The following is a 15476-nucleotide window of genomic DNA, read 5'->3' on the forward strand; positions in this document are numbered from 1 at the left end:
ACCATTTTAAAACAGAGCTCTATTCGAAAACATAAATCAGCCTGACCCGTTTATCCAGCTTTTTTTTATCGACATAGCCGATGGCGGCTTTGTTTTCAGCAACAATGCGTACTACTTCTTCCATCGATTCTGCCTGCAAAGGTGGTGAACCCTGGCCAGAAAAACGTAATCTTGCCCAATAAGAGTTAATTTCCGCGACTTCTTTTCCGACTAACAGCGCATAAAACTGGGCTTTTTCATGCTCAGCATTTTTTAAGTCTATAGGCAAGGCACTCAGACCATTTGCAAATTTACGGGTTCTGCCCATATACAAATTAATGACCTCGTCTTTGCTCAGTTTGTCGATGCCGCTATATGGATTAGCGATGACGACTAATTCTGCATGCGCTCTTCCACAGAGTAGCAACAGGCTGAACAGAATAAGAAACAGGCGCGCTTTAAACATGACTAAAACACAAAGTTATAGCTTGCACTCAGCAGCATCGTCTGCCCATTCCAGTCTGGTGCCTCCTTACGCACCAGAAATTTCTCCCTGCTGTGGATACGGTCAATTTGCAATTTCAAATTCGATGCATCACTGAGGTCATAGCGCAGTCCCAGGCTTAGCGTAGACTGCCGGTTACGCTGGCTATGTATGCCATCGTTGAGATCCTTGTATAACTGAACGAGTTCGGCAGGTGCGTTGGCCGGAGGCTGTAGTGGTATCTGTGCTGAAACCGGGCGTGAAGCGGACAGCGTGGCATATGGGGTCCATTTCCCCATTCTGTAGCTGGCCGACAGGAAGGCAGCATAACTGTCGGGAAAATTCAGGCTATTTGTACTGGTCTGGCTAAACATCGCTTGAACCTGCAGCGGCCCTGCATCATAGACAAGGCCCGCTGACAGGTAACGGATACGCTTGTTTTGCATGCCGAGCTCAGCACTGAGTTGTGCTGCATCCGGGATCAGTGTAGCCAAAGGCGCGGTATGAAAGGCGTCGAGCACAGGAACTAAAGATGAATACTCATTCTTGACCAGCAACTGGCTATAGCCCAGCCTGGCGCTCCAGGCACCGCGCTGATAAGCCAGGTGACCACCAAGTATTCTTGAACCATCCAATGAAAAATCATAGTCTGCATGGCCGGTATAGCTTTTCCCGCGCGCAAAACCGGCATATAACTTCACCTGATAATTTCCCTGCTGCGCATCCTGAAAAGACAGGACTGCATCTGCCCCATCAAAATAAGAAACGATCAGACTGCCAAAAAAATCGACGGGTGGCCGCACCCAGGTATAGGAGTAAGCGACCTGACGCGAGTCAGCCAGCATATAGGCGTCGAAGCCTACCCGGCCCAGCCTTAGCTTGAGTCTGTCATTCGGGGTATAGGCGGCGTACAGCCAGGTCAGTTCTGGGACAAAGTCTTTATCTGCTTTTCTGGCTAAGAGTTGAATTGCCGCGTCGGTATTTTCATTAATACGCTGATCCAGCTGCAGACCGAAATTACTGTCCAGCGCCAGGCTGGTACGGCCACTGGCGCCAACACCACTGCGTTGGGACAGGTCGCGGACGATATCTGCCTGGCTGGTGGTACTGTGCGCAATGCCCAATGTACCGAAACCGGTCACTTGGGTTGTAGCGGAATGCAGCTCATCCGTATGATCCTCTGCATAAGCACAGGTACTGATGAGTAAGATCAGTGTAGAAATAAAGGAGAGGGGAAAATACGTACGCAACATAGTTCACACTAGTGGGAAGTACGCCCTGGAAGAGTAACCTGAGAATAGAGTTATCTGGCGGCAATATCAGTATAAACGCCATTGCCAGGTTACAAATCAAATTATTTCTTTTCAGTTGTTTTTTGTTTGGCGATGATCAGATCTTTAATGCCGTTATACACATCTTCAGGAATAATTTTTTTGCTGAGCAGCTCGTCTTTGCCACGATAAGGGCGGCCTTTGATGATTGCATCAGAGCGTACATCGCCGATTTTAGGCAAACCGGATAAGTCTTTTTTGCTGGCGCTGTTGATGTCCAGTAACTCAGTTTTAGCACTGGCTGCCGACGCTGAAGCGGCAGCTGCGCTCTTAGGTGTGTCCTTCGCCTGTACCGCTGAGGCCATGAGCAAGACAGCACACAGACCGGATAACAACTTTGCATACTTTGTTTTCACTGCGATTCTCCTTGGATGACAGCCCGGTATGGGCCAATACTAAAACTGAATTAAGCACGCATTACTGCGTTTGCGCGGCAGAGGTAATCAGCACAGGAGTCACTGGCACATTGCTTAAGCCACCCTGGGTAGAAACCGGAACAGCACGGATTGCATCCATGATTTCTATCCCGGTAATAATCTTACCGAAAACTGCATAGCCTGAGTTTGTTGCTGAGTAATCAAAGGCTGCGCTGTTATCTTTTACATTAAAGTAAAACTGGGAAGTGGCAGAATTCAGATCGCTGGTGCGTGCCATTCCTATCGTGCCACGTACATTGCTCAGACCATTTTTGGATTCCAGCACGATGGCTGCCGATGTGCTGGCCAGTTGCAGGTCTTTAGTATAACCACCACCTTGTATCACCAGATCTTTTTCTACACGGTGGAAAATTTTACTGACATAAAAGCCGCTTTCCACATAATTGAGGAAGTTATCGACCGATACCGGTGCCTTGCCAGGATTGAGCTCAATCACGATATTTCCCATGGACGTACCCAGTGTTACCTGAGGCTGCGCAGTCAGCACAGACGTCATGGTCGCCTGATAGGCCAATACATTATTGGCGTTAACCACACTCGTGGTAACACTGCCTACAGTAATGATTTTGCAGGTGAAAGTGCGTTGCGTGGCGGTGCCGCCAGCTGATTCTGAGACAGCAGCACAGCCGGTGCTTGATACGGTAATGCCTTTATCGAGATTCTGACCTTGCACCTTGATGGTGGCAGTTTTGCGGTACGCAACCTGATCTATGCTGACGCTGCTGACTGTTGCCAGCACAGTCGGTGTCGAACTGCTTTTCCCGCCACAGGCGCTCAATAAACCTAAGGATGCCAATGTGGCGAATACCCATGTTGTTGCTTTCAATCTGATCTCCATAAAATAAATGAATAATAAAACTGCCCTTAGCTGGAACCTGAGGGGGTGATTAAATCAGCCCTTCGAATAGGGCGACATCAACCACTTCACCAGCCTGGACCTGATCCTGATGATGATGTAAAACGATCATGCAATTCGCTTCAGACATAGAGCGCAATATACCCGAACCTTGTGTACCTGTGACGGAAACTTCTAACTGGCCGCGTAAATTTCTTTTCAAAATTCCACGCTGAAATTCTGTTCTGCCCGATTTTTTATCCAGTTGAGTCGTCGTCACAGCCGGAATCAGCAAGGGTTCAGTCAGCTCAGCTCCCATCATTTTCAGCAGAGCAGGGCGTACCAGAAAGTAGAAACTGGTCATCACAGCAACCGGGTTGCCAGGTAGCCCGAACAACAGCGCAGATTGCGTGTCATCGTGTATCTTGCCGAAAGCCATAGGGCGGCCCGGCCGCATAGCAATTTGCCAGAAGGCGATATCACCGAGCTTGCTCATGGTGAGCCGGGTCAGATCGGCACTGCCTTGCGATACGCCGCCTGAAGTAATGATCACATCGGCTTGCTGACACGCGGCACGAAAGGCAGATTCCAGCTGTGCCGCATCATCCGGGATGATGCCCAAATCGATTGCGATACAGTCCAGCCGGTTCAGCATGCCGAGCAGGGTGTAGCGGTTACTGTCATACACGCAGCCATGCTCACTCGCTTCACCTTGAGCGAGAATTTCATCACCGGTAGAAAAGAAAGCGACGCGTAATCGGGTTTCTACTCTTATTTCTGTGAGTCCCAGTGAGGCCAGTAAACCCAGATCCGCCGGTGTAAGTATGCGTCCTTTTTTAAGTGCGATACAGCCACACTGTAAATCTTCACCGCGCAGACGCCGATGTGCGCCAGGATGACCGACATGAACAGGCAGAGTGATATGCGTGTCGGTCTGTAGTGACAGCTGCTCATATGGGATCACACTGTCGCAGCCGCTGGGCATCACTGCGCCAGTCATGATCCGTATGCATTCCCCATTATTGACCTGTCCGTGAAACGGCGCACCAGCCAGGGCAGAACCGATAATCCTGAGTGTGGTTTCATCTGTGGCGCTGGCTGCGGATGATGCAAACGCATAGCCATCCATCGCCGCATTATCATGCGCAGGTACGTCTATCGGCGAAATCAGATCTTGCGCTAACACTCTGCCTAAGGCGGCCGTCAGCGCTAATGTTTCATGGGCAGATTTGCGTCTGCTCAGACTGGCGATTTTTTCCTTTGCCTCATTCAGGCTGTGCAGCGCTGTCTCGTCAGCCTTGACACTTGAGGCGCAGGAGGAGGTATGGACTGGATGGGGGCCGCTATGCATCATATTTTTCAGCAAGGATTAATTCATGCTCGGTATTAATATTGGTGAAGGCCCGCGTCTCAGGAAAATAGCTCAGCGCCAGACGGTGCCGTTCCATCCATAGTCTGGCTTTACTTTGCCCACTCTCCAGATACAGGCTTAAATCAGCTGCCAAGTGCTTGCGTACCAGCGCAAATACCGGTTGCGGCTGCAATGCGGTTTTGCCGGACTCACGGGTGGCAGCAATCGCAATATCTGCAGCTTGCGCCGACAGTGTCGCATATAAGCGTGCAGCAAGGTCCAGCGGGATGAAAGGCGAGTCACAAGCTACGCTGAGTACAAATTCTGTGTCTGCTTGCAGTAAGCCTGCATGCAGTCCTGCCAGTGGCCCGGCAAAGCCGCTAATCTGATCGCTGCAGACGGCATGGCCAAACTGCGCATACTGATCCAGATTCCGGTTCGCGTTAATGAGTACAGTCGCCACTTGTGGCTGCAGCCGTTCGCATACCCAGGCTGCCAGCGGGCGACCGCGAAACAGATGCAAGCCTTTATCGCAATTTCCCAAGCGCGATCCGCGCCCACCCGCCAGCAGCAAGCCAGTTACGGAGTGTAACGGATAGTCAGGCGAGGGCTGCATAGTCGGTCTCCTGGAATAATGAAGCGGGGCATACTGGACAGTGCTGGTGGATATTGGACTGTCAGGCAGTCGGGTTTCAGCCGCCTATATAAGACATTTCTATCTTTTTATCGGCAGAAGTCGGCGTTGACAGACCAGAACTTCTGAGCTCCGAGTAGCGGTCGTCGCGCTGTTGCCAGACGCCAGCTATACCGTTAGCGAGTTCCTGGTCGCTGCTGACTCTGGCTGCGCGTAACAGTGGGCGCAGGTCATAGCCACGGGTCGCAAACAGGCAAGTGTACAACTGCCCCTCAGTCGATAAGCGTATGCGGGAACAATCGCCGCAAAAGGCTTGCGTCACACTCGATATGATGCCGATTTCACCCGCGTATTGCTGATGCTTCCAGCGTCTCGCGGTCTCGCCCGCATAATTGGCATCGAGCGCGGTCAATAGCATTCCTGCCTGTTGCAAGCGTTGCAGTATCTGATCCGCAGTGACTACCTCGCCCATACGCCAGCCGTTTGATGCGCCGACATCCATGTATTCGATGAAGCGCAGGATATGCGCAGAGTGTTTGAAATACTCCGCCATAGGAACAATCTGGCTGTCATTGATACCGGCCTTCACCACCATATTCACTTTAACCGGCCCCAGTCCTGCCGCTTCTGCCGCAGCGATACCAGCCAATACCTGATCCACGCTGTAATCAACGTCGTTCATACGCTTGAATATCTCATCGCTGATCGCATCGAGTGAAACTGTGACCCGGCCTAAGCCTGCATTCTTAAGGCTGACGGCTTTCTTTGCCAGCAGCGATCCATTCGTGGTCAGACTCAGATCAATGGGTGAGCCATCCTGAGTACGCAGGCCGGACAGCATACTGATCAGTTGCTCTATATTTTTTCGGAGTAAAGGTTCGCCACCAGTGAGGCGGATTTTTTTTACGCCATGTGCGACAAAAATACGCGCAAGCCGGGTGATCTCTTCAAAACTCAGCAAATCCGCATGTGGCAGATAGCGGTAATTTTGATCGAAAATTTCCTTGGGCATGCAATAGACGCAGCGGAAATTGCAGCGGTCAGTGACTGAAATCCGCAAATCGCGTAAAGGACGTTGCAAGCTATCCAGCAGTTGTCCAGTGACAGTCTGCTCCAGCTCTGCAGTTGGCAGCGGGGCGGCCTGATGCCGGACATCAGTGATAGGGATAAATTTTTCCGTCATAAACTGCGGTGATCCGGTAGCGAGGAGGGCGCTGCGGCTGCGTTCAGCGCGAAGCAGCAGCGCAGCCCATAGTGCGTGCGGCGAACAACAGGTCTGTGTAACGCATCGCCATTAGCCACGCTCACGTAAAATACGATGTACACCGTTGAGGTGTTTGATGCTGCGCATGATTTTGGCAAGATGCGCGCGGCTGTCCACCTGTATCGTGAAGTGAATATGCGTCATATCGTTGGCATCGCCATCTTCCATATTGACGTGGCTGATATTGACATCGGCTTCACCGATTTCAGCAGCGATTCGGGCCAGTGCACCACGTTCGTTTTTGATCGTGACCGCGATTCTGGTATCGAAGCGACGATTCAGTTCTTCGCCCCAGGTGACATCGATCCAGCGATCCGGTTCTTTGGCATGCAGGCGTTTGGCATGCTCGCAATCATCGGTATGCACCACTAAACCCTGATCCCGTTTCAATTGACCAACAATGCCGTCTCCCGGTATCGGCAGGCAGCAGGGTGCCAGTTGTACAGACAGACCTTCACTGCCGTAAATGATCACGGGCGCATGGCGATAGCCAGAGCGTTCGCCAAACTGTTGGAAAGGAATATTCGGCGAGTCATCTTCAACCAGATCAAGGATGTGGCGCGCAACCAGCGCCGCCATGCGTTTTCCTATGCCGATATCGGTATAAATCTCTTCCATCGATTTCGCGCTGGACTCATTGAGCAGCTTATCGATCAGGCTGGCCGGCAGGTCTGGATTCAGATGCACAGCAACCAGGGCCTGAGCCAGCAACTGGCGTCCCAGTTCGGTCGACTCATTCAGATTGATGGTGCGTAGATAGTGGCGTATTGCCGAACGCGCTTTACCGGTACGCACATACGTCAGCCAGTTCGGCGTAGGACGGGAATTCGGTGAAGTAATGATCTCGACGATATCACCGTTTTTCAATTCAGAACGCAGTGGTACCGGCTCATGGTTGATGCGGGTAGCAATCGCCTGATCACCAATGTCAGTATGAATGTTGTACGCAAAATCGAGTGCGGTGGCGCCACGCGGCAAAGCGATGATTTTCGACTTAGGCGTAAATACATAAACCGAGTCAGGAAATAGATCGACCTTGACATGCTCCAGGAATTCAGCCGAATCCCCGGTTTGTTTCTGAATATCGAGCAAAGACTGCAGCCAGGCATGGGTGCGTTGCTGCAGATCGGTCAGGCTGCCTTCATCATTTTTATACAGCCAGTGCGCTGCCACGCCGGATTCTGCCACTCTGTGCATTTCCTGGGTACGGATCTGGAACTCCACTGGCGTGCCGTAAGGGCCGATCAATGTGGTATGCAGGGATTGATAGCCATTCGTTTTCGGGATGGCGATATAGTCCTTAAATTTGCCTGGCATAGGCTTGTACAGCGCATGCAGGGTGCCCAGCGCGTAATAGCTTTCGCGGAAGTCTTTGACGACGATACGGAAACCATACACATCCAGCACCTGAGAAAATGACAGATGTTTGTCATGCATTTTCCGGTAGATGCCGTACAGGGTTTTTTCACGACCATACACTTCTGCCTGCAGCTCCGCTGTTTTCAGCGCGTCATTTACCGCATCCAGAATCTTGTTAACCACTTCACGCCGGTTGCCGCGCGCAGCCTTGACTGCTTTGGACAGCGTGCGGTAACGCATGGGATACAAATGCGAGAACGCCAGATCCTGCAGTTCGCGGTAAATATTATTGAGACCAAGACGGTGCGCGATCGGCACATATACGTCCATGGTTTCGCGTGAAATCCTGCGCTTCTTCTCAGGCGACATCACGCCCAGGGTACGCATATTGTGCAAACGGTCTGCCAGTTTGACCAGGATCACGCGTACGTCGCGTGCCATCGCCAGCAGCATTTTGCGGAAATTTTCCGCCTGTGCTTCAATCTGGCTTTGAAACTCGATTTTTTCCAGTTTGGACAGACCATCGACCAGAGTCGCCACCGGTGCGCCGAAGCGTTCTATCAGTTCTTCTTTTTGAACATCCTGATCTTCCATCACATCATGCAGCAGGGCAGCCATAATGGCTTGCACATCCAGCTTCCATTCAGCGCAGATTTCAGCCACTGCGATAGGATGGGAAATATAGGGCTCACCGGATTTTCTGACCTGACCCAGATGCATTTCGTCAGAAAAGCGATAGGCTTCCTTGACCTGCTTTAAGTCAGCTGCGGACATGTATTCCGACAGCCGTGCACTTAAGGCACTGGTCGAAGCGACGCCGGTATGTGTGGGTTCGGTCGGTTTGGCAGACGCATCATTAGATGCCGCGATATTTTTTTTATCTTGCAACGGACGAAGATTTTCTGAAGGCGGAACGGAAATGGATTCGGCCGGGATGGTAAGCAGAGATGAATTAATATCATTAATGTTCATTCTGTTACTCCCGGCCGAATTCGTGTAAAGCGGTCAGTGCAGGTGCTGCGACTTACACAGGAACTTTTTTCAGCATTTCGATGCCGACTTTACCTTGAGCGATTTCGCGCAGCGCTACAACAGTAGGCTTGTCCTTGGATTCCACTTTCGGTGTATGGCCTTGCAGCAGCTGACGTGCACGATAGGTTGCGCACAGGGTTAACTGAAAGCGGTTAGGAATCTGTTTCAAAGAATCTTCAATGGTGATACGTGCCATGGTATTTCCTTAATGCGGTAGGTACTGGAATTAGTTGGGGTTGGCATGAATGCCAAGCTGAGCAAAAAGCTCAATGTTGCGGGCTGCTTGCTGCGTGAAACGGCAACGTGTCGCTTTAACGATCGCAACCAGTTCAGACAAAGCAGTGGCAAAGTCCTGATTGATAATAACATATTCGAACTCAGGAGAGTGCGCCATTTCACCGCCTGCCGCCAAAATCCGGCGTGTGATCACATGTGGTTCATCCTGGCCGCGCTTTTTCAGTCTTTCTTCAAGCGCCGGAATCGATGGTGGCAATATGAAAATACCAACTGCACCCGGAAATTGTTTGCGTACCTGTTGAGCACCTTGCCAGTCTATCTCCAGCAATACGTCAGTGCCGGCGCGCATTTGCTGTTCTATCAGTATGCGTGACGTGCCGTAGTAATTGCCATGCACCTCGGCTGATTCCAGGAATTCGCCACGTGCTTTTCTTTCCAGGAAGTCCTCTGCCGTCGTGAAGTGGTACTCGCGACCATCCTGTTCGCCCGGACGTGGCTGTCTGGTGGTGAACGAAATGGATAGCTTGATTTGTGGCTCTTGCGCTAGCAAGGCATTGACCAGGGTGGATTTTCCCGCGCCAGACGGGGCAGCGACGATAAATAAACTGCCTGCGGTAGAAGTGGTGGGTAGCATGTGTGCTCTCTGCTAGGATGAGGCTTGCCGCCCGGCGCATACTGTACTTGAATAAGTGACGGTCAGGGCAGGGCAGCAGGCGTTAAAAAATGTGGCGGGAGTATAAGCAAATGCCCGTGCTTATTCAAGGTTCTGCACTTGTTCCCGCATCTGTTCTATCAACAATTTTAAATCCATAGAGGCATCGGCCAATTCCTTGAGTGCGGCCTTAGAGCCCAGCGTATTGGCTTCGCGATTAAGTTCCTGCATCATGAAATCAAGGCGTTTACCCAGCTGGCCACCTTTTTTCAACAAGTGTCGGGTCTCAGTCAGGTGGGCTGATAAACGTGCTAATTCTTCGGCCACATCGACACGGATGCCATACACGGTGACTTCCTGACGGATGCGGTCCAGTGCCTCTTCGCGTGTAATGGTCTGGGTCGTACTGGCCTGACTGGCGGAATTGCCAGAATTTGCACCGGCAAGGCCCAGTGCTTCTTCCAGCCGTGCTGTCGCTTTTTGCTGGAATTGCTGCAAAATCTGCGGCATCAGTGGCGTAATCCGCGTGACGATTTCTTCCATCGCCGTGATTTTGCTCAGCAATACCTGACCCAATGCTGCACCTTCACGCTCACGGCTCACAACAAAGGCATCCAGCGTTTGCTGCATCGTGGCTTGGATCGCAGCTTGTAAATGTTCAGCATTGATTTCAGACTCTTCGATGACGCCGGGCCAACGTAATATCTCTGCGCTGGTTAACGCACTCGCATTCGGAAAGCGGGCGCTGATTGCCGCCTGAAATTCTTCCAGCTGTTGTAAAACGCCAGAATTCAGCGATTTTTGCTGCGTATCGGTTGTTTTTTTTCCAAAGCTGAAGCGACACTCTACTTTTCCGCGTGTAATCCGTTTGGAAATGGCTTCTCTGAAATGGCTCTCCAGTGCACGGAACTCGTCATTTATACGGAATTGCAGGTCTAAAAAGCGTGAATTAACGCTTTTTATTTCAATTGTGATAGTTCCTGCTTCAGTTTCCTGTGTGCTGGTCGCGTAGCCAGTCATGCTGTAAATGCTCAAATTTTTTCCTCTTCTTAATTTATTGCTCACTGGAAATAAGTTTTCAGTTGCCGCTGCTAGTTGTTCTAAAGCAGGATATTCTTTACAAAACCCGCAATAGTCAACACAATCGCTGCTGTAAACAGGATTGGATGATCAATGGCTGCACAAAATAATGCCCCACTGCCCGATGGCTTGGAAATTGCCGGATACCGCATTGTAAAGAAAATCGCCTCCGGCGGCTTCAGTATTGTATATCTCGCGTCTGATGAAGATGGTAATGCTGTCGCAATCAAAGAATATCTGCCCAGCTCGCTTGCTTTAAGACAGCAGGGCGAACTGGTGCCTGCGATTTCAAATGAAAATTTACCTATTTATCGCATCGGTTTGAAATGTTTTTTTGAAGAAGGGCGTGCACTGGCACGTATCTCGCACCCGAATGTGGTCAGCGTGGTCAATTTCTTCCGTGCCAATGAGACTGTGTATATGGTGATGGCTTATGAGTCTGGCCGCTCCTTGCAGGAACATATTTTACGGCGCCGTGATAAGGGTGAAAAACCGCTGGTGTCCGAGCGCTTTATCCGCCGCATGTTTAATCAGGTGATGAATGGTTTGCGTGAGGTACATACGAATAAGCTGCTGCATCTGGATTTGAAACCAGCCAATATTTATCTGCGCCTGGATGGGACGCCGATCTTGTTGGACTTTGGCGCAGCAAGGCAAACCCTGAAGACTGATATACCTAAGTTGTATCCGATGTATACACCTGGATTTGCCGGGCCTGAGCTGTATCAGAAGAATGGCAACCTCGGACCCTGGACCGATATTTACAGTATCGGCGCTTCGATTTTTGCCTGCATGATAGGCGCGCCGCCACAGCCAGCGGATCAGCGCAAGACGAATGACAAAATGGAATCGCATTACCGTAAGCTGGAAGGTATGTATTCGCCGGAGTTAATCGAGGTAGTGCGCTGGTGCCTGAAGCTGGATCCTCTGGAGCGCCCGCAAAGTGTATTTGCGTTGCAAAAAGCATTGGCGATGAAGGCGCAGCCGCAACCTGAGCCGGGCTTACTGGATAAGGCCAGACTGAAAATTGCCGGACTTTTCGGCAAGAAAAAGAAAAAAGATGACAGCGATCACACGACGATACAGGAAAGTACCCTGAATTAATGTCGTCATCCTTATTGGCTGTTTTTTACTTACATTTTTAAACCTTAATCTACATGCGCTTTTCCGTTTATCAAGAAAGTCATATAGGCGGCCGCAAGGTCAATCAGGATCGCATGGGTTACAGCTTTACCCGTGATGCGATCCTGCTTTTGCTTGCAGATGGCATGGGTGGTCACATCATGGGTGAAATGGCGGCAGCCATCGCGATGCAGACCATAGGCAGTTTATTCCAGCAACAGGCGCAGCCTATGATAGGTCGCCCTGAACGTTTTCTGGAAGATAGTTTCCTGGCCGCGCATCAGGAAATTCATCGCTACCGCATCATGAATAATCTGCCTGAAACGCCACGCACCACCATCGTCGCCTGTCTGATACAGAATGGTTACGCCTACTGGGCACATTGCGGCGATTCACGTCTGTACTGGTTGCGTCAGGGGCAGATCCTGTTGCGCACCAAAGATCATTCCAGACTGGAGACCCTGATCGCGCAGGGCAAGGTTGATCCGGCTGAGCGCCATAGTCATCCTGACCGCAATAAATTGTTTAACTGCCTCGGTGCGCCGAATTCACCTATCGTTGAACTGTCGCGCAGAGCTGTGCTGCAGCCTGGCGACCTGATCTTGCTGTGCTCGGATGGCTTCTGGTCTATGCTGCCCGATCATCTGCTGGCTCAGCGCCTGCATGAGCACACCATAGTACGCGCTATCCCTGAACTGATCCGTTCCGCTGTCAGCATCGCTGGCAAGCACAGTGATAACACCACGGCGCTGGCCTTAATGTGGGAAGGCGATGACAGACTGGATGATACTTCCGTCATCTCGACCAATACCTTGCCGATAGGCTCGGTCACGACCACGATACAGGCACCGATAGATCCTGAGCTGGTCAAAGAACATGGCGAGCAGGATATTTTTAACGATGCGGAGATAGAAAAAGCGATTGCAGAGATACGCAATGCGATTCATAAATCTTCCAAAATCACGAACAAACCTTAATTTATGTCTACCAATTTCCGTCCCAGCGGGCGTGCCGCCGACGCCCTGCGTCCTGTCGTCATCAGCCGTCATTTCACCCGTCATGCAGAAGGTTCGGTGCTGATCGAATTCGGTGATACCCGCGTTATTTGTACGGCGAGTATAGAAAACAAAGTACCTGGTTTTCTGAAGGGTAAAGGGCAGGGCTGGCTGACGGCAGAGTACGGTATGTTGCCACGCTCCACCCACACGCGCATGGATCGCGAGGCTGCTAAAGGCAAACAGTCTGGCCGTACCCAGGAAATCCAACGTCTGATTGGCCGCTCCCTGCGCGCAGCGTTCGACCTGGAAGCCTTCGGTGAGCGCACCCTGCATATTGATTGCGACGTGATTCAGGCCGATGGAGGCACCCGCACAGCAGCGATTTCCGGCGCTATGGTCGCCGCCTACGATGCGATGTCTACGCTGGTAGCGCAAGGCTTGATTCCGGCGGTACCGCTGAAGCATTTCGTGGCAGCGATTTCTGTCGGTGTGTATCGTGGCATTCCTGTGCTGGATCTGGATTATCCGGAAGATTCTGATTGCGATACCGATATGAATGTGGTCATGACCGATGCGGGCAGCTTCATTGAAGTGCAGGGCACAGCAGAAGGCGCTGCATTTGATCGCCAGACCATGAATACCTTACTGGAATTGGCTGAGAGTGGCATTTCTGATCTGATTGCGCTGCAAAAGCAAGTGCTGGGTCTGTTAGACGCCTGATAGCCGCGAAATCGCATAGTAAACGCGATAATGACGGTGTCACACTCGCGTTATATAAAGTAAATGAAGTAAATGCATAGCAAATCAGAGCAGATAGTATGAGTAAAAAGATCGTGTTAGCCTCTAACAATCAGGGCAAACTCAAAGAGTTTCATCAAATCCTGGCTCCACTGGGCATAGAGTTGCTGCCGCAAGCGGCATTGGCGGTACCGGAAACGGATGAGCCCTTTTTTACTTTCGTCGAAAATGCACTCAGAAAAGCCAGACATGCTGCTGCAATGACTGGCTTACCCGCCTTGGCAGACGATTCCGGTATCTGTGTGCCCGCATTGGGTGGCGCACCCGGCGTACTGTCTGCACGTTATGCAGGTGAACCAAAATCTGATGCGCGCAATAATCAGAAACTGATGAGTGACTTGCAAAATCACACTGATCACTCGGCTTATTATTACTGTGTTCTGGTGTATGTGCGCAGTGCAGACGATCCACAACCGGTGATTGCAGATGGTGCCTGGCATGGCAGTTTGCTGGCTGAGCCACGCGGTGATGCGGGTTTCGGTTATGATCCTCACTTTTTGATTCCAGAGTTGCAGCAAACTGTAGCCGAATTATCGCCAGAGCAAAAAAACCGCTTATCGCATCGCGGTCAGGCCTTACGCAGTTTGTTTGAAAAGTTAAAATGATTCCAATTAAACCAGTCGGACCAGCTTCTGCGCCTAAGAAAAGTGCTGAACTGTCCGATATCCCTCAGGATGTTTTTGCCCAATACCTGACACCGGGCGCATTGCACCTGACGGCACTTCCGCCATTATCCCTGTATGTGCATTTCCCCTGGTGTGTCAGAAAGTGCCCTTATTGCGACTTTAATTCGCATGAAGTAAAAGGCAGCTTCGATGAGCAAGCCTATCTGCAGGCGCTGCGTACCGATCTGGAGATGTCCTTGCCCATGATCTGGGGACGCCGTATCCATACAGTGTTTATCGGCGGTGGCACCCCCAGCCTGATGTCGGCAGCCGGGGTCGATCGCTTATTATCGGATATCCGCACTTTACTGCCGCTGGATGCCGATGCAGAGATCACGCTGGAAGCCAATCCGGGCACCTTTGAAACCGAAAAGTTTAAGTCTTTCCGCGCCAGTGGCATTAATCGTCTGTCGATAGGCATACAAAGTTTTCATTCTGGCCATCTGCAGGCCCTGGGCCGCATCCACAATGGGGATGAAGCCAGGAAGGCGATAGATATCGCTGGCAGCTACTTTGATAATTTCAATCTGGATCTGATGTTTGCTTTGCCGTCACAAACTTTGGCGGAGTCGGCACAGGATCTGGAAACCGCGCTGTCGTTTGCGCCGCGTCACTTGTCTTTGTATCACCTGACGATGGAGCCAAACACGTACTTTGCTAAATTTCCGCCAGCTTTGCCAGATGAAGACAGCAGTGCAGAAATGCAGGAACAGATACATGCGCGCATGGAAAGCGCGGGCTACCGCAATTATGAAGTGTCCGCCTATGCATTGCCAGGACATGAGTCCAGGCATAATCTGAATTACTGGAATTTCGGTGACTATCTGGGCATAGGTGCAGGTGCGCACAGTAAGCTGTCATTTCCTCACCGTGTAGTGCGCCAGGCCAGATATAAACAGCCTAAAGCTTATATGGATGCAGTCCGTGCGGGCAATCCGGCGCAGGAAGCAAATGAAATCGCCGTCAGTGATTTGCCGTTTGAATTCATGCTCAACGCACTGCGCTTGCAAGCCGGTTTTCCTGTTTCATTATTTCAGGAACGCACAGGCTTGTTGTTAAACCGCATAGAAAAAGAACTGCAACAAGCAGAGGCAAAAGGCTTGATATACCGCGATCATGCATTGATTATGCCGACTGAAAAAGGTAAGTTATTCCTGAATGATCTGCAGGAACTCTTTCTCCCCTAAGCTTAAAATATGAAGCGACCACGCGCTGCCA

At 51.0% G+C, this 15476-nt stretch carries 16 protein-coding genes; 5 read left to right on the forward strand and 11 right to left on the reverse strand.

Annotation, left to right across the window (positions count from 1 at the left end; translation table 11 throughout):
• Window positions 1-19: 19 nt before the first annotated feature.
• From H8K43_RS01065 to H8K43_RS01115, 11 genes are all read right to left on the reverse strand, one after another.
• Window positions 20-445 carry a hypothetical protein gene (locus H8K43_RS01065; RefSeq protein ID WP_186902143.1) on the reverse strand — a complete coding sequence of 142 codons (426 nt, stop codon included), beginning with the start codon at window positions 443-445 and terminating at the stop codon, window positions 20-22.
• Window positions 446-447: 2 nt separating this feature from the next.
• Window positions 448-1716: a porin gene (locus H8K43_RS01070; RefSeq protein ID WP_186902144.1), complete on the reverse strand. Its 1269-nt coding sequence runs from the start codon at window positions 1714-1716 to the stop codon at window positions 448-450.
• A 101-nt stretch (window positions 1717-1817) separates the two neighbouring features.
• A complete protein-coding gene (locus H8K43_RS01075) occupies window positions 1818-2150 on the reverse strand; it encodes a ComEA family DNA-binding protein (protein ID WP_222610920.1) in 333 nt (110 codons plus the stop codon).
• Window positions 2151-2211: 61 nt separating this feature from the next.
• Window positions 2212-3057 carry a peptidylprolyl isomerase gene (locus H8K43_RS18850; RefSeq protein ID WP_222610921.1) on the reverse strand — a complete coding sequence of 282 codons (846 nt, stop codon included), beginning with the start codon at window positions 3055-3057 and terminating at the stop codon, window positions 2212-2214.
• 61 nt (window positions 3058-3118) lie between these two features.
• Window positions 3119-4420 (reverse strand): molybdopterin molybdotransferase MoeA, encoded by a 1302-nt coding sequence (gene moeA, locus H8K43_RS01085; protein WP_230403608.1) that lies wholly within the window; start codon window positions 4418-4420, stop codon window positions 3119-3121.
• Window positions 4410-5033: a molybdenum cofactor guanylyltransferase MobA gene (gene mobA / locus H8K43_RS01090; RefSeq protein WP_186902145.1), complete on the reverse strand. Its 624-nt coding sequence runs from the start codon at window positions 5031-5033 to the stop codon at window positions 4410-4412. The genes moeA and mobA overlap by 11 nt, the downstream gene beginning before the upstream one ends.
• Window positions 5034-5109: 76 nt before the next feature.
• Complete coding sequence (gene moaA, locus H8K43_RS01095) at window positions 5110-6234, reverse strand: GTP 3',8-cyclase MoaA (protein WP_186902146.1); 1125 nt, start codon at window positions 6232-6234, stop codon at window positions 5110-5112.
• Window positions 6235-6345: 111 nt separating this feature from the next.
• Window positions 6346-8646 carry a RelA/SpoT family protein gene (locus H8K43_RS01100; protein WP_186902147.1) on the reverse strand — a complete coding sequence of 767 codons (2301 nt, stop codon included), beginning with the start codon at window positions 8644-8646 and terminating at the stop codon, window positions 6346-6348.
• A 52-nt stretch (window positions 8647-8698) separates the two neighbouring features.
• On the reverse strand, window positions 8699-8902 hold the full coding sequence (rpoZ, locus tag H8K43_RS01105; protein ID WP_162018475.1) for a DNA-directed RNA polymerase subunit omega: 204 nt from the start codon (window positions 8900-8902) through the stop codon (window positions 8699-8701).
• Between the two features lie 30 nt (window positions 8903-8932).
• Window positions 8933-9577 (reverse strand): guanylate kinase, encoded by a 645-nt coding sequence (gmk, locus tag H8K43_RS01110; protein WP_162018476.1) that lies wholly within the window; start codon window positions 9575-9577, stop codon window positions 8933-8935.
• 120 nt (window positions 9578-9697) lie between these two features.
• Window positions 9698-10615, reverse strand: a complete 918-nt coding sequence (locus tag H8K43_RS01115; RefSeq protein ID WP_186902511.1) for a YicC family protein — start codon at window positions 10613-10615, stop codon at window positions 9698-9700.
• 153 nt (window positions 10616-10768) lie between these two features.
• Here H8K43_RS01115 and H8K43_RS01120 point away from each other — a divergent pair, with 153 nt between their 5' ends.
• The 5 genes from H8K43_RS01120 (at window position 10769) to hemW (ending at window position 15445) form a co-directional block, all read left to right on the forward strand.
• On the forward strand, window positions 10769-11779 hold the full coding sequence (locus tag H8K43_RS01120; protein WP_162018477.1) for a serine/threonine protein kinase: 1011 nt from the start codon (window positions 10769-10771) through the stop codon (window positions 11777-11779).
• Window positions 11780-11832: 53 nt separating this feature from the next.
• Window positions 11833-12774: a PP2C family protein-serine/threonine phosphatase gene (locus tag H8K43_RS01125; protein ID WP_162018478.1), complete on the forward strand. Its 942-nt coding sequence runs from the start codon at window positions 11833-11835 to the stop codon at window positions 12772-12774.
• Between the two features lie 3 nt (window positions 12775-12777).
• Window positions 12778-13515: a ribonuclease PH gene (gene rph, locus H8K43_RS01130; protein ID WP_186902148.1), complete on the forward strand. Its 738-nt coding sequence runs from the start codon at window positions 12778-12780 to the stop codon at window positions 13513-13515.
• Between the two features lie 98 nt (window positions 13516-13613).
• Window positions 13614-14198, forward strand: a complete 585-nt coding sequence (gene rdgB, locus H8K43_RS01135; protein ID WP_186902149.1) for an RdgB/HAM1 family non-canonical purine NTP pyrophosphatase — start codon at window positions 13614-13616, stop codon at window positions 14196-14198.
• Entirely contained in the window at window positions 14195-15445 is a 1251-nt protein-coding gene (gene hemW / locus H8K43_RS01140; protein WP_186902150.1) for a radical SAM family heme chaperone HemW, read from the forward strand. The genes rdgB and hemW overlap by 4 nt, the downstream gene beginning before the upstream one ends.
• The last annotated feature ends 31 nt before the right edge of the window (window positions 15446-15476 follow it).

This window comes from Cognatundibacterium curvum, from assembly GCF_014284235.1.
GTDB lineage: Bacteria > Pseudomonadota > Gammaproteobacteria > Burkholderiales > Burkholderiaceae_D > Undibacterium > Undibacterium curvum.